15 protein-coding genes are annotated in these 21,274 nt (G+C 33.5%); 1 reads left to right on the top strand and 14 read right to left on the bottom strand.

Going from position 1 to position 21,274, the window contains the following annotated elements; genetic code table 11:
• The first annotated feature begins 4 nt into the window (after positions 1-4).
• Complete coding sequence (locus ACWZFG_RS07380) at positions 5-691, top strand: response regulator transcription factor (protein ID WP_147669779.1); 687 nt, start codon at positions 5-7, stop codon at positions 689-691.
• 148 nt (positions 692-839) lie between these two features.
• Here ACWZFG_RS07380 and ACWZFG_RS07375 read toward each other — a convergent pair whose 3' ends face one another.
• The 14 genes from ACWZFG_RS07375 to ACWZFG_RS07310 form a co-directional block, all read right to left on the bottom strand.
• Positions 840-1,667 carry an HAD-IIA family hydrolase gene (locus ACWZFG_RS07375; protein WP_177504876.1) on the bottom strand — a complete coding sequence of 276 codons (828 nt, stop codon included), beginning with the start codon at positions 1,665-1,667 and terminating at the stop codon, positions 840-842.
• Between the two features lie 134 nt (positions 1,668-1,801).
• Positions 1,802-3,145: an MFS transporter gene (locus ACWZFG_RS07370; RefSeq protein WP_177504875.1), complete on the bottom strand. Its 1,344-nt coding sequence runs from the start codon at positions 3,143-3,145 to the stop codon at positions 1,802-1,804.
• A gap of 94 nt (positions 3,146-3,239) precedes the next feature.
• Complete coding sequence (locus tag ACWZFG_RS07365) at positions 3,240-4,391, bottom strand: glycerophosphodiester phosphodiesterase family protein (protein WP_177504874.1); 1,152 nt, start codon at positions 4,389-4,391, stop codon at positions 3,240-3,242.
• Positions 4,392-4,872: 481 nt separating this feature from the next.
• Positions 4,873-5,952: a glycerophosphodiester phosphodiesterase family protein gene (locus tag ACWZFG_RS07360; RefSeq protein WP_177504873.1), complete on the bottom strand. Its 1,080-nt coding sequence runs from the start codon at positions 5,950-5,952 to the stop codon at positions 4,873-4,875.
• 417 nt (positions 5,953-6,369) lie between these two features.
• Positions 6,370-7,551, bottom strand: coding sequence for a glycerophosphodiester phosphodiesterase (locus ACWZFG_RS07355; protein ID WP_177504872.1), 1,182 nt, complete (start codon positions 7,549-7,551; stop codon positions 6,370-6,372).
• 257 nt (positions 7,552-7,808) lie between these two features.
• Entirely contained in the window at positions 7,809-9,659 is a 1,851-nt protein-coding gene (asnB, locus tag ACWZFG_RS07350; protein ID WP_177504871.1) for an asparagine synthase (glutamine-hydrolyzing), read from the bottom strand.
• 397 nt (positions 9,660-10,056) lie between these two features.
• Positions 10,057-12,627, bottom strand: coding sequence for an ATP-dependent chaperone ClpB (clpB, locus tag ACWZFG_RS07345; RefSeq protein ID WP_177504870.1), 2,571 nt, complete (start codon positions 12,625-12,627; stop codon positions 10,057-10,059).
• Positions 12,628-12,843: 216 nt separating this feature from the next.
• A complete protein-coding gene (locus ACWZFG_RS07340; RefSeq protein WP_177504869.1) occupies positions 12,844-13,428 on the bottom strand; it encodes a YqaA family protein in 585 nt (194 codons plus the stop codon).
• 114 nt (positions 13,429-13,542) lie between these two features.
• Positions 13,543-13,941 carry a response regulator gene (locus ACWZFG_RS07335; RefSeq protein WP_177504868.1) on the bottom strand — a complete coding sequence of 133 codons (399 nt, stop codon included), beginning with the start codon at positions 13,939-13,941 and terminating at the stop codon, positions 13,543-13,545.
• Positions 13,942-13,954: 13 nt separating this feature from the next.
• Entirely contained in the window at positions 13,955-17,059 is a 3,105-nt protein-coding gene (locus tag ACWZFG_RS07330) for a PAS domain S-box protein (RefSeq protein ID WP_177504867.1), read from the bottom strand.
• Between the two features lie 21 nt (positions 17,060-17,080).
• A complete protein-coding gene (locus tag ACWZFG_RS07325; protein WP_147669768.1) occupies positions 17,081-18,097 on the bottom strand; it encodes a protein-glutamate methylesterase/protein-glutamine glutaminase in 1,017 nt (338 codons plus the stop codon).
• A 1-nt stretch (position 18,098) separates the two neighbouring features.
• The gene (locus ACWZFG_RS07320; protein ID WP_147669767.1) at positions 18,099-18,917 is read right to left on the bottom strand and encodes a CheR family methyltransferase; all 819 of its coding nucleotides are present in this window, start codon (positions 18,915-18,917) and stop codon (positions 18,099-18,101) included.
• A 92-nt stretch (positions 18,918-19,009) separates the two neighbouring features.
• Positions 19,010-20,704 carry a methyl-accepting chemotaxis protein gene (locus ACWZFG_RS07315; RefSeq protein WP_418626944.1) on the bottom strand — a complete coding sequence of 565 codons (1,695 nt, stop codon included), beginning with the start codon at positions 20,702-20,704 and terminating at the stop codon, positions 19,010-19,012.
• A gap of 60 nt (positions 20,705-20,764) precedes the next feature.
• Entirely contained in the window at positions 20,765-21,259 is a 495-nt protein-coding gene (locus ACWZFG_RS07310; RefSeq protein WP_177504866.1) for a chemotaxis protein CheW, read from the bottom strand.
• Positions 21,260-21,274 lie beyond the last annotated feature (15 nt).

The raw sequence follows: 21,274 nt of genomic DNA, 5'->3' as shown, positions 1-21,274 counted from the left end.
TGATATTATGAAAAAGACAAAAATTATTCTTGCTGACGATCACGCGATTCTCCGCACTGGATTAAAATTATTATTAAGCAATGAAGAATCCGTCGAAGTTGTCGGCGAAGCAAGTAACGGTAATGAAGTTTTAGAACTTACAGAAAAAATTCCAGCAGACGTCCTCATTCTAGATTTATCTATGCCAGGTGTTCATGGCCTTGATGTGATTAAAGAATTAAAAGAGCATAATAACCCAATTAATATATTGGTTTTAACAATGCATAGTGAGGAACAATATATCAAAACTGCTATGGAAGCTGGAGCTTCTGGATATCTTGAAAAAAGCGCTTTCGATACAGAATTGCTTACGGCCGTTAAAACTGTTGCAGCGGGTAAAATTTATTTAAACAACCAGCATGCACTTCTGATGGTAAATTCTCTACTAAATAATACGTCAGAAGAAACAAAAGAAAAAGACCCTTACGTTCTTCTTAGCAAACGAGAAATTGAAGTATTAAAGCTTTTTGTTCGCGGTTATTCGCTATCTGAAATCGGCAAAATGCTTTCTCTAAGCTTAAAAACTATAGATACCTATAAGACTAGAATTTTTGTCAAGCTTGGATTGACAAAAAAAAGTGAGCTTGTTCAGTATGCATTAGAGCATGGTATTCTGACAGCTGATGATAATGATATGCCAACTTTAGATTGAGGAATAAATAATAAAAAAACAGTATCATAAATTATGATACTGTTTTTTATGTATAATCTACAGATAGAACATCATTACACCCTTTATTCTGGGAGGATATTCTATAACGACCTTTATTAAAGAATTACATAAGTAAATAAATAAAAGATTATGAATTAACTACACAACTTACGTCTATCCCATCTTTTTCTTTTAAATATTCGTAGATTTCCCCTACACCTTTAAAAATATAAGTTGGCTTTACATCTGACTCATTAACATCTTTCATTGTAGCTTCACCAGATAAAACAAGAATAGAAGTAATCCCTGCATTTATACCAGTCTTGACATCAGTATATAATCTATCCCCAACCATTGCAAATTCTTCCGGTTTATACTGACATCTTTTTCTGAATACACTTTCTACAATTTCACGATTAGGTTTTCCAATGACTTTTGGCGTTTTTCCTGTGGAAGCTTTAATTAACTCCATCATCGCTCCACAATCAGGAATATACGCATCATTCGGCATTGGACAATTAAAATCAGGATGCGTTGCTATGTAAGGTACTCCTGCACGAATTAAATCACAGCCTATAACAAGTTTTTCGTAAGTTAATGTCTTATCAAAGCCTAAAACAACAAAATCTGGATTCTTATCTGTAAGAATAAATTTGTAGTCCAAAAATTGTTTTTCCAATTCTGGTGTTCCCATTAAGTAAACCCTAGCTTTTGGCTTTAAGCTATATAAATAGTTAACAGTAGCCTCTCCTGATGTCATTACGTCAATTGGATTACATGCTATACCCAAGCCTCGCATTTTTTGAACGTAATCATCACTATTTTTAGAAGAATTATTCGTCATAAACAGATAGTCACGACCACTTTCTTTTAGATATTTCAGAAATTCGGCTGCTCCTGGTAAAAGTTCATTACCAATTGTCACCGTCCCATCCATATCTAATAAAAAACACTTAATTTTTGATAAGTCTGTCATTTTATAATCTCCTGTCATAAAAAATTTCTCTTTTCTCTTAAATTTCTATATTCAATTTTATTTTGTAACAAAAAAGAAAAACCGCAATTAATATAAATTGCGGTTTTTGCTATATTCAGCGCACTAACCCAAGATTAATTTTTGGGTTTTGCATTCCATACTAGCAATGCTAGTAAACAAGATACAACTGCTGCACCAACCCAGAATTCACCTGCTGCAGTAAAATCGTAAATTGTTTTACCATCAACAACTGTTTTATGTGCATTGATGAAGTAACCAGTCACATTTTCTTGAAGAGCAGCACCCATATAACTGAATAAACCAATCATACCCATTGCAGCACCAGTAGCTTTACGAGGTGCAATATCAACAGCCATTAAACCACCAAGGAAGCATACTAAGATACCCATGGAGAAACCGTAACAAACCATGCTGATAAAATCAATTGTATCAGATTGAGGAGCCCATAAGAAAGCAGCTGTAGAAGCAGCATAAAGAATACCAAAAATTAAAGCTGGAACATTACGTCTTGAATTAAACACTTTATCAGAAATAAATCCACCAAGAATTGTACCAACAACACCAGCCATTTGCATTGTAGATAACAAACCAGAAGCACCAAGCATTGAATATCCTTTTGCTTCAGTTAAATATACAATCCCCCAAGACTCAATTGCATAACGAGTGATATAGCAACAAGCACTAGATAAGCCAAGAATCCAAACTGCTGGACTTTTTACAACCATCATTTGTAATTCACTAACAGTTTTATCTTTCACTGCACCAGTAACTTCTTCACCTTTAAAATCCGCAACGTTAGGTAAACCATATGTTTCCGGTCTATCATATAAGAACATATATAAGAACACAGAAGCAACCATAACAATGATACCAGGAGCAAGGAAACCTGCTTGCCAACTGTATTTTGTAACCAATACAGCAGTAACCATATAAGTAACAGCAGCACCAATATTATGACTCATAAACCAAATACCATAGAAGGTACCACGTTCCTTATTAGAGAACCATTGGTTTAATGCAATAATAGAAGGACCAGCACCAAAAGATTGGAACCAACCATTTAAACCATATAGTATCAATAAGAACGTAAATGAGCTGGTTAATCCCATGAAAGTTGTACATAGACCGGATAAGAAAAGACCTGCAGCCATGAATTTTTTAACATTCAATCGATCACATAAGAAGCTATTTGCAAATTTACCAATAGCATAAGTGATAAAGAATGCCGATCCCATCATACCTAATTGTTGTGCATCAATAACCCCTGAATTCAATAAAGGTTTTTTTACAACTGAAAAGTTTAAGCGTGTTACGTAGTAAAAAGCATAACCTAATGTAATTGAAATAAAGACTGACCAACGGGCTTTGTTAAAAGTCTTAGCAATAACATTTGGGTCATTACTAATCAACGGTTTATCCTCACCCGTTTTAAAAAAGTTCATAAAAGCTTGAAACATTTTTTACAAGCCTCCTTAATATTTGTTCAAATGTAGAGTATCCAATTCAGGAAAATAAATTCAAACATTTATTTTCCTGAATTATTCAGTTTAATTAGTAAGCAGCGTCCATTCCGCCAGCAAGTTTTGTAGTGTGAACACGATTATAGTTAGTACCTGTATGATATTTGCTCTTTAAGTTAACTACAGGATCTCTTAATTCAACACCTTTTTCTTCAAGAACAGTTCTTAATAACCAAGGCTTATCAGAAATCATGCCATCAACACCCATATGTAGTAACATTTCCATATCTTCTCTACTATTTACTGTCCAAGGAACAACTTTCATACCTAAAGAATGTGCTAAAGCAACATCATCTTGGGAAATTTCTGGATAGTAAGGTGAAACAACATCCGCACCGATTGCTTTTGCTGCTAAATATGGATTACCTTGATAATCATCAATATCCAAGCCACCTAACCATGGAGATTTACCTTCTTCATATGCACGTAAGCATACGGAATCACGCCCCCATGAAGGCTGTTCACACCACAATGCTACAGTTGTAATATTTGGATTAATTTGTTTCATGATAGGAATAGTTCTCCAATCAAATGTTTGAAGAGTTACACGATCTTCCATATCATATTTTTTAACTAATCTGTTAAATTCAGTTACAAAAGCAACTGGATCAACATCTTTTGTAGCTGTATAAGCAGCGCCACCTTCTGGATCTATGCACAACTTAGTTTCAGCATTAACTACAACTTTGTCATCACCATACTCTTTAATCAGTTGGAATAATTCTTCCAAAGTAGGTATTTGTGCACCTGGTTGAGCAACTTGAGTTTTTCCATGACCTTCATAATATTCACCTTTCGGATCCATTACACCAACGTCAAATTTTTTAATTTCATTCACAGTCATTTTGCTGATAACATATTTGCCATTTTCAACGTAATTTCCATTTTTATCTCTCGTGATATCATGATTTAAAACTGGATTATGACTCATTACGATTTTGCCATCTTTAGTAAATTGCATGTCACATTCAATCGAAGTAGCACCCATTTCCATTGCATATGCATAAGAATATAATGTGTTTTCCGGACGAGCATCACGGCCACCACGATGTGGTTGGAAGTCGAATACATCAAGGTTTACTTTTGCATAAGCTTGTTGTTGGTCTACCAAGCTGCCACCAAATCCGATTACGGCTGTTGCAACACCTGCAATCACCATACGTTTCATTAATTTACTGTTCATTTTACTCCATCTCCTTTTCTCTAAATGAAATGACCCTTTTCACTTTTCAAGTATACTATTTTCCCCAATTAATAAAATCAGATAAAATCTGAAGTTATTGTAGGATTTTTATATCAATTTAATCGTTTCATTCCCCCATTTTTTATCGAGATTTTATTATATTTTTTACGATATAAACTACAATAATATTGATTTTCCACGCTTTTTTATAATAAGAAAAATTTTCAAATTTTAAACAACCCCTTTATATTTCTAGCTACTAGTCAATAAACCCAAGAAAAATAAGTGTTTAAAAAATTCTTTAGAAATATTTGCATTTGTATTAAAAACAAAAAATAATTATCTATTTTTTTACTTCATTCCATTTATAGTAAGATTTATTCTTACTATAAATGGAATGAGCCTTTTTGCTAATCTGATACAAATTTATGATAATATAAGGCAGCCAATAAAAGTTTTTTATTGGCTGCCTTATATAACTTTAATTTATTCTTCTATTATCATTATTATATTGACTATTTAATGGTCTTTTACTTGGCTCAGGGACTGCTATCCCATTTTCAATACAAACTTCTCGAAGTAACGCTGGATCATCACTAATGATTCCATCAACTCCCAAATCTATTAATCTTTCCATTTCCGCTCTATCATTTACTGTCCATGGCAAAATTTTCATTCCTAATGCATGTGCTTCTTCTACAGTTTTTTTGGTCACCTGCGCATAATTAGGTGAAATAATATCAGCGGCGATTGCATGTGCAGCTTTTACAAAGTTTCCATCAAAAGCCTTCGCATCTAATCCACCTAGCCAAGGGGAAGGTGCTACTTTATCCATCGCCAATAATTTCGGATTTTTAGAAATCAAAGCTGCAAGTGTAATATCACTATCATATTGCTTCATCTCTATCAGTGTTCTCCAATCAAAAGATTGTAATACAACTCGATCTTGCATTCCATACTGAGTGATAACATCATGCAATTTTCTCACAAAAACATCAGGAGGAGTGTTATTAGCATATTCCTTTTCATTTTTATCAGGAAATGATTTCGTTTCAATATTAAAAGTTACCTTATCATTGCCATATGCTTTTACCAGCTCAAAAACTTCAGCTAAAGTTGGATATTTGGCATCTTTGAAAGAAATTTGTTTTGAAAAATTATCATGATATTTATGCTCAGGATTAATTCCACCAATATCATATTTTTTCAATTGCTCTATCGTTAATAGGCGAACATCTTTTTCCTCGTTTTCCTTTAGCCATTTACCATCTTTTTTCGTCAAATAATAATATGTACTTGGGTTATGAGACACAAACACTACACCGTCTTTTGAAATATATGTATCCATTTCTAAGGTAGTAACACCTAGTTCCAATGCATTCGCAAATGCATCTAATGTATTTTCTGGGCGAAGTGCACGTCCACCACGATGTGCCTCTAAGTCAAAACCTTCAATCACACATTTTGCCTCCACGGCCTGTTCAGTATGAAATCCAACCAAAAGAGATGTCGCTATTAATGCACTGCTAATAATTTTTGCTAATCTTTTTTCATTTTTCATAAAAATCCCCTTTAACATTTATCTTTAATATTAAAATTATACGCAAACCTTTCTCTTAATGAAAACTTCAATGATTTGTTTTTGCACTGATTAATTAATACATCCGTTTAAGATTCTTTTAAGAAGTTCTAACCCTTTTCTTAAAATCATATAAAAATTTTTATAAGAAAGCAGTCGGATTTTTTCTGATTTTCGTAGGATTTTTTCCAGAACGTTCAGTCAATTTTATTATTTATTTATTTTGCAAATTTACAAAAACTTTTGTCACAATTTTATATACAAAAAGAAGGTATACAAATATTAAAATAAAAATTATATACCTTCTTTTTATTAAAAATTGTATTTAAATCAATGACCCTAACCTATATTGCTTTATAAAATCATTAATTATCTATAACATCCTCTAAAAATAAAATTTTATTCAGCTGCATCTGCTCCACCCGTTAATTTTTTTGTTTCAACTTCAATATGCTCTGTTCCAGTATGATATATACTACCTTCATTTATTACAGGCTGTCTCATCGCAATTCCCCGTTTCTCAAGTACATTACGTAAAATCCAAGGTTTATCGGTAATAATCCCATCAACGCCCATATTTATCATCATATTCATATCATTTACATCATTTACTGTCCAAGGAACTACCTTCATCCCTAATTCATGCGCCTGCTCAACATTCTGTTTTGAAAATTCCATAAAATATGGAGAAACTACATTTACCCCAATTGCATGAGCAGCTAAAATTGGATTACCTTTATAATCATCAATATCTAGTCCACCAAGCCAGGGAGATTTACCTTCTTCATAGGCTCTTAAGGATAATGCATCTGGGCCCCATGATGGTTGTTCCTGCCATAAGGCAACAAGCTTAATTTTCGGATTGATTTTCTTCATTTCAATTAAAGTTCTCCAATCAAAAGACTGTAGTAAAACTCTGTCTTCCATATTGTATTTTTTCACAACTTCATTAAAGACTTTTACAAAACGTATTGGATCAACATTATTTTCATATGCAGCACCTGAAAGTGGATCAGGATAAGACTTAGTTTCAGCATTTATAATTACTTTGTCATCACCGTATTCTTTAATTAACTCAAAAACTTCATCTAATGTAGGAATTCTTGCACCAGGCACGCTAACTTGCGTTCTGCCATGCCCTTCATAATATTCACCACTATTAGGGTCCATTGTACCCACATCAAACTTTTGTATTTCTGCTAATGTCATATTGCGAATATCATATTTTCCGTCTTCAACATATTTTCCATTTTCATCTTTAGTTAAATTATGATTGAGAATTGGATTATGACTCATTACAATACGATCATCTTTTGTTAACTGCATATCACATTCAATCGTTGTCGCACCCATTTCCATTGCATAAGCATAAGCGTATAAGGTGTTTTCGGGCCTAGCATCACGACCACCTCGGTGTGCCTCAAAATCAAATAATTCATTTCCAAAGTCAACTTTTTCTTCATGCACTTCTTCTTGTTTATTCGCTCCACCAATACCAAATAAAGCTGCTCCAACACTGACAACTGCAACCAATACTACAGCAACCAACACATACTTTAACCAATTATTTTGCCCCAACATCGTCATCTCCTTTTCAACTAAATAAAATTCTGTCAATTATCATCTGTATCAATTAAATCTTGATAAAGCAAAAATTTTTTATCCAACAACTAACTCGTCCTAAAATTTTTTTGTTATAAATAGAATTTAGGACCAGCTAAACTTCTGGATAAATGTAACTAAAACTTAGATGGAGTTATAACTCCATCTAAATTTTAGTCTTGCTTTTCGCAGCAAATCACTTGCATACGTTTATTATTTTCACTTTAAATGGTTTATTATACAATTTTGATTTTATAAGCTTTTAACCATGTATCTAATTGAATCAAATAGGCAAATAATTGCGCACCACCCATTAATTGCCCAAACCATGGAATATTACTTGCTGCTAAATCTTGTTTAGCAATTTCATTTAATTTTTTAACATCCATTAATTCAGTCAACGGAGAATTTGCATCATTTAAAATATCCAGCGCCCAATTTCTAACAATATTTAAATACTCCGGATGATGAGTTTTGGGATAAGGGCTTTTTTTACGCCATAAAACATCATCAGGTAAAATTCCTGCCAACGCTTGACGCAGCAATCCTTTTTCGCGATTTTTATAATTTTTCATTTTCCATGGAATATTCCAAACATATTCCACTAAACGATGGTCGCAATATGGTACACGTACTTCTAATCCAAAAGCCATACTCATTCTATCTTTGCGATCAAGTAAAGTCGGCATCCACCTTGTTAAACTCAAATAAAAAATTTCTCTCATACGTGCAGCAACTTTATCTTCTCCTTTTAATCGCGGAACTTCGCTAATTGCATCATCGTAACGAGTTTTTACATATTCAACTAAATCCATTTGTGATTTTACATTGTCATTTAACCAATCTAAACGCATTTCAGGTTTAGGTGACCATGGGAAAGCATGTGAATTTATCATTTCCTCACGATAGAACCATGGATATCCACCAAAAACCTCATCTGCACATTCGCCAGATAATGCAACTGTGGCTCCCTTTTTAATCTCACGAGAAAACAAATATAAAGAGGTATCAACATCAGCCATACCTGGGAAATCCCTGGCTAACGTTGCTTTTGGCAAACTCTTCGCTAATTCAATATTGTCAATTAAAATTCTATGATGACATGTATCACATGCTTTCACCATTTTTTCTACCCATGGTGCATCAGAATTTGGCTGAAAGCTGCTCGCTTTAAAATAAATATCGTTGTCGATGTAATCTACCGAGTACGTATTTAACTTGCCTTTACCAGACCTTTGAAATTCCATTGCGGCTAATGCAGTTAATGCACTAGAATCCAGTCCCCCAGATAAAAAAGTACATACATCAACATCGGCAACAAGCTGTCTTTGTGCCGTATCGATAAGTAATTCACGTACTTTTTGAACAGTTGTCTCAAAATTATCTTCATGCACATGACTCATTAATGCCCAATAGCGATAATTACGACTTCCAGTTGCCGTATAAACAAAAGCATGCCCTGGTTTTAATTCAAAAACATTTTTAAACACGCCATTTCCTGGTGTTCTTGCTGGACCAACCATCAGAATTTCTGCCAACCCTTCAATATTAACTTCCGGCTTTATCAATGGATTTGCAAGCAAAGTCTTAACTTCTGAGCCAAAAATAAATTGACAATCTCTAATTGCATAAAATAAAGGCTTAACCCCTATACGATCACGCGCTAAAAAAAGTCTTTCTTTCGCTGCATCCCAAATTCCAAAAGCGAAAATTCCATTCAACTTCTCTACGCATTTCGTACCAAATTCCATATACGCGGTTAATAATACCTCTGTATCACAATTTGTTTCAAAATGGTAACCATATCCCTCTAATTCTGCCCTCAATTCACTGGTGTTATATAACTCACCATTATAAGTAATCACAAAATCGTGTCCATTTCTTCGTTTAATCATTGGTTGTGCCCCATTTGCAGGATCAACAACACTAAGGCGCCGATGCCCAAAAGCAATATTTGGACAAACATAACGCCCACTATCATCCGGACCACGCATCTTTAGCGTATCAATCATCGCAGTCAAAGTTTTTTGGTTTACCGGATCCTCCAAACGATTTTCCCAGTCAATCCACCCAGCTATACCACACATCTCATTCAGCTCCTCTACGCAAAAAACAATCTATAGATTGTTATCTTTTAACAAAAACTCTCTTTTTATTCAAAAAATATTGCAATAATAATTCCAAATTTCAGCTTTTGATAAATAAATATTACATTTAAAAAGTAATTATTCCATATTCTTATTTCTATTCTTTCTGATAAAAACAATATGCCAATTTTTTCAATATCAAATAAAGTAAAATTTGAGTCCTTCTCCATTTGAATCCAATTTCACTTAACCAAAGACTTAAGCACTTTTAACTATCAGTTATAGAATAGGACAGTTTAACTTTTGTTTATTCATCAGATAAAATAAAATATGCACTTAAGCGGCTTTTTGCCACCCAGTGCATACTTTCTTAGCATATAAAATTTATTTTATTAAATCATTTAAATTCTAAACTATCCCCAACTACTCGTATTGTTACGTTATCGCCTTCTGATATTTCATTTGCTATAATTTTTTTACTTAATGCAGTTTCAACTTCTCGGCTTAATAATCGTTTTAGTGGACGCGCACCATATGCTGCATCATAACCGTGATCAGCAAGGAACTCTAGAACCGATTCATCCCAACTCAAATGAATTTTCACTTGTTTTTCCAACCGTTTATTTAAGTTTTCTAATAAAATAGCAGCAATTGCTTTTACCTGTTCTAACGCAAGTGCTTTAAACACTATAATATCATCTAAACGATTTAAAAATTCTGGGCGGAAATATTCCTTTAAAATCTCCATTACTGATTTTTCAGCTTCAATAAAGTCTTTTTGCAAAATTTCAGATGAACCTAAATTTGAAGTCATAATAATTACCGTGTTCTTAAAATTAACTGTTCTACCTTTACTATCTGTTAAATGTCCATCGTCTAGAATTTGTAACAGTACATTAAACACATCATGATGTGCCTTCTCAATTTCATCTAGCAATACGACACTATATGGATGACGTCGTACAGCTTCTGTTAATTGTCCGCCTTCATCATATCCAACGTACCCTGGAGGTGCTCCTATTAAACGCGCTACAGAATGTTTTTCCATGTATTCACTCATATCTAATCGAATCATATTGCGCTCATCATCGAAGAGAATCTCTGCAAGTGTTTTGGCAAGTTCTGTCTTCCCAACACCTGTAGGGCCCAGGAAAATAAATGAACCAATTGGACGATTCGGATCTTTAATTCCTGCTCTCGCGCGAATAATCGCTTCACTTACTACACGCACCGCTTCATCCTGCCCCACGACGCGTTTATGCAAAATATCTTGTAAATGCAAAAGCTTTTCGCGTTCACCAGTTAACATTTTCGTTACTGGAATCCCCGTCCAACGACTGACAACACGTGCGATATCTTCTTCTCCAACTTCTTCTTTAAGTAATTGATTGCTTTTTTCTTTTTCGGCTAAAGTTTCTTCTTCTTCCTTTAGCTGTTTTTCTAGCGCTAATAATTTGCCATATTTTAATTCTGATAGACGATTTAAATCATACGCACGTTCAGCAGCTTCCATTTCACTTTTTACTGCATCGATTTCCTTTTTGATTCCACGCACACGTAAAATCGCTTGTTTTTCACTTTCCCACTTTGCTTTTAACTCATCAGCTTGCGCTTGCAAATCTTTTTTCGTATCCGCAATTGTCGCTAACTTTTCTTTTGATGCTTCATCCGTTTCTTTCTTTAGCGCTTGTTCTTCTATTTCAAGTTGCATAATTTTACGCAAAACTTCATCTAATTGACTTGGCATAGATTCGATTTCAGTTCTCAATTTTGCTGCTGCTTCATCTACTAAATCTATCGCTTTATCTGGTAGAAAACGATCAGATATATAACGATCAGATAAAACTGCTGCTGATACTAAAGCTGTGTCACGAATCCTTACCCCGTGGTGTACTTCATAACGTTCTTTTAAACCACGCAATATAGAAATTGTATCTTCAACTGACGGCTGTCCAACCATTACTGGCTGAAATCTTCTTTCAAGAGCCGTATCCTTTTCAATATATTTTCTATATTCATTAAGCGTAGTTGCACCAATACAACGTAATTCTCCACGCGCCATCATAGGTTTTAAAATATTTCCTGCATCCATTGCACCTTCTGCCGCACCTGCACCAACAACCGTATGAACTTCATCAATAAATAATAAAATTTTTCCTTCGGATTTTGCAATCTCTGTTAATACACTTTTTAGACGTTCTTCAAATTCCCCACGAAATTTAGCTCCTGCTACCATTGACCCAAGATCTAGAGAATACAGCGTTTTATTTTTTAAAGATTCCGGCACATCACCTGCAACGATTCTTCGCGCTAGTCCTTCAACAATCGCTGTTTTACCAACGCCGGGTTCCCCGATCAGAACCGGATTATTTTTTGTTCTTCTTGACAAAATTTCAATCGTACGACGAATTTCATCATCACGGCCAATTACTGGGTCAAGTTTCCCTTTTCTTGCTTGTTCTGTTAAGTCACGCCCATATTTCTCAAGAGCTTTATATCCTTCCTCTGGGTTATCACTTGTTACATTATCCTTGCGATGCGTTTTTATTGCTGATTGAATTTTATTTTTTACTAAACCAAATTCTCTACATACGGCTACAACATCACTATCTCCATCTTCAACAACCGCTAATAATAAATGTTCTGTACTGATATAATCATCTTTCATTTCTGTTGCTAACTTTTCTGCTAAAGCCATTACACGATACATCGATGTACTCATCCGCATACCACTATCTTGACCACGTACAGACGGAATTCTTTGAATTAACTGCTCCATACGCGCTTTTAACAACTCTACATTTACATTACATTCATTAAAAATTGTGGACAGAAGACCTTCGCTTTCCTTTGCTAATGCAAGCAAAAGATGACTTGTTGTAATTTCTTGATTATAATGTAATGCTGCAGTTTGTTGTGCATCTTGTAAAACCGCCATTACTCTTTGCGTATATTTTTCTTGTGCCATAACTATAGCCTCCTTAAAATTTTATCTGCTTATTTATTGTTTACCAACGTTTACAAAAATATCATTAATTTTCTTTGATTATTATTATATCTCTAAAAGTCAAAAAGTCAAATATTTTTTGACTTTTTGACTATATGACATAAAAAAATGCCACAACTATGTAGCATTTTTTATAAAAAACCCTGATTTTCAATCAGTCTTTGGCAAAAATTTTTATCATTCTGGCTGAACTTTTGCTTTTTTATAACGTTTATAAAGGTAAATCGCACCGCCTAAAACCAGGACAAGAAGCAATGAATATATTGCAACTTCTTTTGTATTATTTTGAAAATAACGAACCGCGGGTTCACCAAAATAATAAATAATAACAGCTTCTAAAAAGAATCTCTTTGCTCGTCCAAAAATTGATGCAACAATAAAAACAGACCACTTTACATTAAAAGCCCCTGCGGATATACTTACGCATTTATAAGGAATCGGCGACATAGCTGCTAGAAAAATTGTCCATGATACGTTATCACTTTCTGAAAACTCCTGAATTTTATATGCGTATTTAGCTGGCATAACTTTATGTACCACAGGCATACCCCATTTATGTCCAATCCAATACCCAATAAAACCACCTAAAACAGATACAAATGTGGCTACTGTTCCATAATAAATCGCCATGTTAGGATTTGCTAATGCCATAGGCAATAAAATTACATCTGGTAAAATCGGTGAACAAAAAGATTCAGTAAAAGTTACAATAATTAAACCTAGCATTCCCCATTCAAGCAACAAATCAATTAAACTTTCCATATATACTCCTCTGTAAAATAATCTTTTTATTCATTTATAACTCATGTCTTTTAAAAATAAATGAAGATACACATATTGTTAGTTTAACGATTATCTTGAGGAATTTCAAGTATTTTATGCATGAATCAGCTCTAATTTTTGCAATACTTCTTTTAATTTCTCTGCATCTAAAGGCTTTGTAGCATATGCTTCGCAGCCAATTTCAAAAGCTTTATTCACATATTCTTTATCAGATAAAGCTGTTGTCATAATAACTTTTGCTTTTTTTTCACTTGGAATATTTTGCTGTTTCTCTAAGGCTCGAATTGTTTTCAAAACTCTTACTCCATCTACCTTTGGCATCATAATATCAAGACAAATTAAATCATATGGATTTTTTTCTTTTAGTGCTAATAAAAAAGCATCTAACGCTTCCATTCCATCCACTGTAATATCACACTCGCCGTATTGTCCCAACATTTTTGAAATCACCTTACGACTAATCAAATCATCTTCTGCTAATAGTATTTTCATTTTCTACACCCCTTTATTCATTAAAAATATTTAGTATATCTTTCAATAAATTTAACTGTTCCATTGCTTCGTCTAAATCTCCCCGTCTAGCTGCTAATTGAATTTTAAATAAAATACCATTTTCTTCTTCTTGATGATTTTCTTGAAAAATATCTCTCAACACTTCGGCTTTTCTTTCAATATTGTTAATATTCTCTTTACAAATTTCAACCTCTAAATCCTTAACTAATTCCAATAAATTTTTTACATGTATTTGTTGCTCATTCGTTTTATCACTAATTTTACTTAAACAATATGTCATTAAATCGTCTATATTTACTTCGTCTATATTCGTAGATGCGTTCTCAACATACTTTTGTAAATGTGTATTTATCACTTCTTTTATTTTCGCATCCAACTCATCCATTGGAATTGGCTTTGCTATATATTCATCCATTCCATAGGACAAATATTTTTCCCTATCGCCACTTAGAGCATTTGCAGTAAGCGCAATAATTGGTGTATATGTCTCTTCCCTCTTTTCATAAGCTCTAATATATTGTGTTGCTTCCACGCCACCCATTTCAGCCATTTGTATATCCATTAAAATACAATCATATTTATCAGTCTGCACGTTTTCTATAGCTTCTCTTCCATTGCTAACAACGGTTACATCATAATTCAATTCTTTTAAAATCTTACTTATAACAAGCTGATTTACGAGGTCATCCTCAACAAGTAAAATTCTTCTTTTTATCTTTTCTTTTCTACCTTCATTCGACGTACCTACACTTTTATTCTTTTCTATTTCTAAATTTTCAAGAGCTGAAACTTCCCGACAAGGCAAAACAAAGGTAAATTTACTGCCACTTTCATACGTACTCTCTACAAAAATTTCACCTTCCATCATTTCTACCAATTGTTTAGTAATCATGAGTCCTAATCCAGTCCCGCCAAACTTGCGTGTAATTGCCCCATCAACTTGACTGAATAATTGAAAAAGCTTTTTCTTATCATTTTCAGCAATTCCAATCCCCGTATCTATAACAGAAAAATTTAATTTTTCAATTCCATCTTCGACTATTTTTTTTGCAGCTAAAGTGACACTTCCCTTTCTGGTAAATTTAACCGCATTACTGATAAGGTTATCAAAAATCTGTTTTAAGCGTGTAGGATCACTAACAATATATCTAGGCAAATTTGAGGAAAGCAAGTAGGACAATTCTAAGCCTTTTTCTTCAGCCTTAACTGCATGTGCTTTAATAACATCTTCTATCACTCCATACAAATTAAACCGAATCATTTCCATTAAAAGTTTCCCAGCTTCCATTTTTGAAAAATCTAAAATATCATTGATAATTCTTAACAAGGAGGTAGAACATGATTTTGCTATCTTTAAATTTTCTCTTTGCTCTTCACTCAAGTTTCCTAATAAAGTTAAGTCAATCATTCCTACCATTCCATTAATGGGTGTACGAATTTCATGGCTCATATTTGCTAAAAATTGACTCTTAGCTTGATTTGCCTCTTCAGCTGCTAGTTTTGCTTTTTTCAATTGCTTCTCAGCCGATTTCTGCTCTGTTATATCTCTATATAATGCAGCAAAAAACCCTTTTTCCAAACTATACACGGATAAATACAACCATTTTTTCGTCATTCTACAATAAAACTCTTTATCAAATCTGCCACATCCAGCCAATGCAACTTTCCCGCATTCAGCAATCCAATCACTATAATTAATCGAACACTCTGGGAAAATGTCCGAAAAATTCATCCCAACAATTTTTTTTCTCCCAATCCCCATAATTTTAAAAAAATCGCTATTCACTTCAATAAATTGAAAATCCAGCGGTATATTTTTTTCATTCGTTACAATTCGATTATAAGTAAAGCCACTATGCATATTCATAAACAACGTATGATATTTAGTTCTACTATCTTGTACTGCTTTTTCAAACTCTTTTTTACTCGTAATATCGATACCAATTCCCACATATCCAGCTGGCAATCCGTCTACACCATATACTCTCTGATTTATGCACCATAACCATCTATAAATCCCTTGACAATTTTTCACCCGAATTTCAGCTTCATAATTATCTTTTTGATTCAATTTTTTAAAAGAAGCACTTAAATCATTTGGATGTATGTAATCAATCCATTTTGTATGATGAAGTCCCTTACTATCAAACCCTAAAAAATTTTTGCATTGATCATTTAAATAGATAAATTCCTTACCTTTAATCCACCAAACAATTCCAGGAAAACTTGATAAAATTTTAATATGAAAATCTCTAGAACGAGCAATTTCCAATTCTCGCTCTTTTCTTTCTGTTGTATCTAATAGACTAACGACAATATTCTGATTTTCTCCTTGTTTAGTTCGAGTTATACTTATTCTTAACCAAACGGATTTTTTCATTTCTCCATTTATATAATTAAGCAATGTTTCTATATTTTCTACCGCATTTACATTCGTAAGCACATTAACAATACCTGCACGAATTGCACATTCTTTGCAAGCGGAAGATTTTCCGCATCCGTATTCTAAACTATTTATACAGCAAAATGCATCTCCAAATTGTTTTCCCATAATGCAACTACGATCTTTATTCATAATTAATAACGCAGATTGATTGATATTTGTAATTGCTCCGGCTTCATTTAGCGTGCACATTCCTACAGGCGATGAATTAAATATCAATTTTAAATTTTCACGCTCATCTACAACATATTCTTCTAAATTATGCAATCTTGTAATATCACGTAATACTACCACACCACCAGCAATAGAATTATCATTTCTTCGTATTGGCGAACACGTTGCCGATAAATAAATTTTTTGTCCATCATTACGCTTTATTCCTGAGTTTTTTTCAAGCCCCACAACCTTTTCTTCAGAAATTGCACGTTTTATCGGACTATCTAAAATTTCCCCTGTATCCAAATTGATAATTGGACAAACCTCAGTAAAATTTTTCCCATAGGATCCTTCAGTAGTCACATTAATAATTTTAGCAGCCGCCCCATTAATATAAACAACATTTCTCTGAATATCTGTCATAATGATCCCATCACCGATGCAATCTAACACGTCATGGATTGGCATATACGATTCTTCAATACATTCTTTTAGCATAATATCACACTACTCTCTATACTAGATAAAAGAACAAATTTGCTCTGCGATTTGATCTAAAGGCACTTGTTTTTCCACTGCACCAATGTTATAGGCAACGCGAGGCATACCATAAACAACTGAACTTCCCTCATCTTGTCCAATCGTTCTCGCACCAGCTTTACGCATATTGAGTAGCCCTTTCGCTCCATCATAACCCATTCCAGTCATAATTACACCGATTGCCTTATTACCATAAATCTCTGCAACCGAATTAAAAAGAACATCGACTGAAGGACAATGACCATTGACTTTTTCCCCTTCAAAACACTCTACGCAAATTTCCGCACCCCGCTTCTTTACTCTCATTTGCATATTCCCTGGAGCTATTAGCACTCTTCCTGGAAAAACTTCATCTCCATTTTTCGCTTCTTTTACTTCTAACTCACAAATTGAGTCAAGTCTTTTAGCAAACATATCTGAAAAAACCGGAGGGATATGCTGTACGATGACAATCCCTGGTATATTCCCTTTTAGCTCAGTAATCACATCTGTCAATGCAACGGTTCCACCTGTAGATGCACCAATTGCAATAATTTTATTTTGTACTTGATGAGAAGGCATAGACGAATCAATGAAAGATTTTTTATGTAATGTTCCTTGCTGAATTTTTGCATTTACAGCAATCTTTATTTTTGTAATCAAATCATTAAAAAAATCTCTATTCGTCAGGATCGCCTTTCCGTCAGGTTTTTTAATGAAATCAACGGCACCTAGTTGTATTGCCTCAAAAACACAATCATTTATAGAACTAATTACAATTGTTGGGATCGGATACTGAGGGATTAATTTTCGCAAAAATTCTATCCCGTTCATCTTTGGCATTTCTACATCTAAAGTCATAACATCAGGGTGATATTGAAGGATTTTATCTCTAGCATCGAATGGATCAACAGCAGTTGCAACTACTTCTATCATTAAATCTTTTGATAATGCTTTTGATAATGCCTCACGAAAAACAATTGAATCATCTACAATTAAAAGTTTTATTTTTCTCATATCATAATCCCTTTCTATACACAGCTGGCATTACATATTGAAAAGAAAAATCACCACGTTCAATAACTTCCGAATGCCCAATAAATAAATATCCTCCCGGTTCCAACCATTGATAAAATTTATTAACAAGTTCTTTTCTTGTCACACGATCAAAGTAAATCATTACATTACGGCAAAAAATTATATGAAACTTTTTTTTAAATAAAAATTGAGGATTATTTAAATTAAACTGCCTAAAAATAATTTCGTTTTTTAAAGAATTTTTTACTTGAAAATTATTTTCGTTTATCTGTTTAAAATAAGTTTTGCGCCACCTTTTAGGCAACATATCGATAGATTCATCATTATAAATTCCAAGGCGTGCATCATTCAAAGCAGAAGTAGATAAATCCGTAGCCAATAATTTTGTATCCCAAGACTGTTTTTGTAAAGAAAAAAAGTCTTGAATGATCATAGCTAATGTATACGCTTCCTCTCCCGTTGAGCATGCAGCACACCAAGTCCGCAAATCATTGTCTGAAAGTTTTTCTGAAAAATAAGGTAAAACCTCTTCCGAAAAATACTCAAAATGCTGAGATTCTCGCATAAAAAATGTATGATTTGTTGTAATTGCATTTGCTAAAATTTTATCTGCTTGCCCCGTTTTATCCTGTAATAAATATTGATAATAATCATTTGCATTATCAATTCCTAAACTCAAAAGCACTTTATGTAGACGGCCCTCAACAAGAGTTTTTTTCTCTCTTCCTAAATGAATACCAAATTTATTCTTTATATATAATGTTAATTTCCGAAAATCTTCTTCTGATAATATCCCCATTTTATCACCCGTTCGCTACCAACGATTATCAATTTAAAATTTGCTCGCATTAGATGATATATCATCTAATGCGAGCAAATAATTCCTAGTAATCAATACTTTCCAAATTCATCATCAGTTAAAGCAATTTGATTGATATCACTTTTCTTTTTACCATTTAATTTTATCTCAGATGATGATTTTTTCCTATCATCAAACTCAACTTTATCTTCATAAAAATTTTGCTTTACACTATTCTTTGTAAACTTAAATTCACCAATGGTGTCTTTTAATAAGCTTGCTTGTGCACTAAGTTCTTCACTAGCCGCTGCCGATTCCTCTGCTGTTGCCGAATTAGCCTGAACAACCTGTGAAACTTGAAGTACACCCTGATTAATTTGTTCAAGTGCTATGCTTTGTTCGTTAGAGGCATGAGCTATATTGTCGATAAGGCTAGCGACACCTGTTACTGCCTCTACGATAACATCAAGAGCTTCCGCTGTTTTATTCGCGATTTTTGTTCCCTCATTCACTTTAACAATAGACCCTTCAATCATCTCCGTAGTTTCTTCTGCTGCTTTTGCCGAACGCGCAGCTAGATTTCTTACTTCTTCTGCAACTACAGCAAATCCCTTTCCATGTTGCCCCGCCCGTGCAGCTTCAACCGCTGCATTTAATGCTAAAATATTTGTCTGGAATGCAATTTCATCAATTACTTTAATAATTTTTGAAATATTTGCTGAAGAGCCGTTAATCTCCGTCATAGAAGTTAACATAGCTTTCATATGTTCATTACCTATTTTTGCATTTTTTTGCGCATTTATCGTAAGTTTATTCGCTTCATCAGCATGTTCTGCATTTAATTTTGTTTGGGATGAAATTTCTTCCAAGGATGACGATAATTCTTCCACCGAGCTTGCTTGTTCTGTCGCTCCTTGTGATAAAGATATACTGGCATCCGATACATTCTTTGCTCCCGCAGCAACCTGTTCCGAAGCTACATCAATATTAGCTAATGCAATATTCATATGATTCCTCATTTTTTCAAAAGCTTTTGCCAAAGAACCAATCTCATCTAGATTTTTTATTTTTAGTTGCGTAGATAAATCCCCATTCGCAATTTTTTCAGATGCATCTACCAATATATTTAATCGTTTAGCTATTGTACGAGCTAATAATACCCCTGCAACTATCGCTACAATTGTGACAACTAGCATAACAATCCACATCATATACATCGTTTGATGTGCGCGTTCACTAGCAGCTATACTTTGCTTCATCCCATTTTCTTTGGCCAAATTATATAGCGATGCAAGACCTGTATTAATTTTATTTGAAGCCTCTACTGCTCCACTGTTAACCATAAAACTCCAAGCTTCTTTATCTTTATTCTGCAAAGCCATTTGAAGAGCCTGATCCCTGAAATAGTTATATTTTTCTAAATTGTTTTTAAATTCACCTAGTTCTTTTTTTGCTTCTTCCGATTGTGCCTTTGAAAGAACTATTTGATAAGCGTTCTCTAAATTTTTATCAACTTCTTGTAAGGTATGAATTCTTTCATTAATTGATTTTGCATCATCGTATAAAAAAACATCACGAAAAACACTGCGGCTCTGGTTGAAAATCGTCGCCATATTTGCGATGTCACCTGTTGCTAAACCATAATTATTATAAATTTCACTATATTCATCGTCTAACTTATCCATTTGATATATCCCAGAAATACATACGCAAGCCATAATAATTGTGACACCAATCAATGCACACATAATTTTACTTCCAATTTTCATATTCTTCAAAAATCCCATCTTTATGCCTCCTCTAAAATTATATACTTATTTCAATTTTGATATATGTCTAAAAGTAAATTAAGCTTCCAATGCTGTAAATCTAGCTTTATCATCATCTCCAATTAATTTATCACAATCTAATAATAATTTAACCTCTTCACCAACTTTACCAATACCCTTGATATATTTATTTTGTGAAGATTTAATGGCTGGTGGTTCAACAATATTTTCTTCTGGAATTGAAAGAACCTCTGATACACCATCCACAATAAAACCAATTGATATATCTCTAACATCAACAACAATAATACACGTTCGATCATTATATTCTCGAAATTCTTTTTTGAATCTTAATCGAATATCCATAACAGGAATGATCTTACCACGTAAATTAACAATACCGCGTACATATTCTGGAGCTTCTGGGATTTCGGTAATTGGTTGAATCCCAATAATTTCTGTTACAACGGCAATTTCAATCCCATAAAATTCATTACCAATAATAAATGTAAGGAATTTTCCTTTTTGTGTATCTTCCTCTTCAATCATTTGTTCAACTATATTTTCCGCCATCTTATCCCTCCTCCT

It is taken from the genome of Anaerosinus sp., from assembly GCF_965318445.1.
Note: the sequence above shows the minus strand (reverse complement) of the source record. Positions and strands in the feature narration are given on the sequence as shown.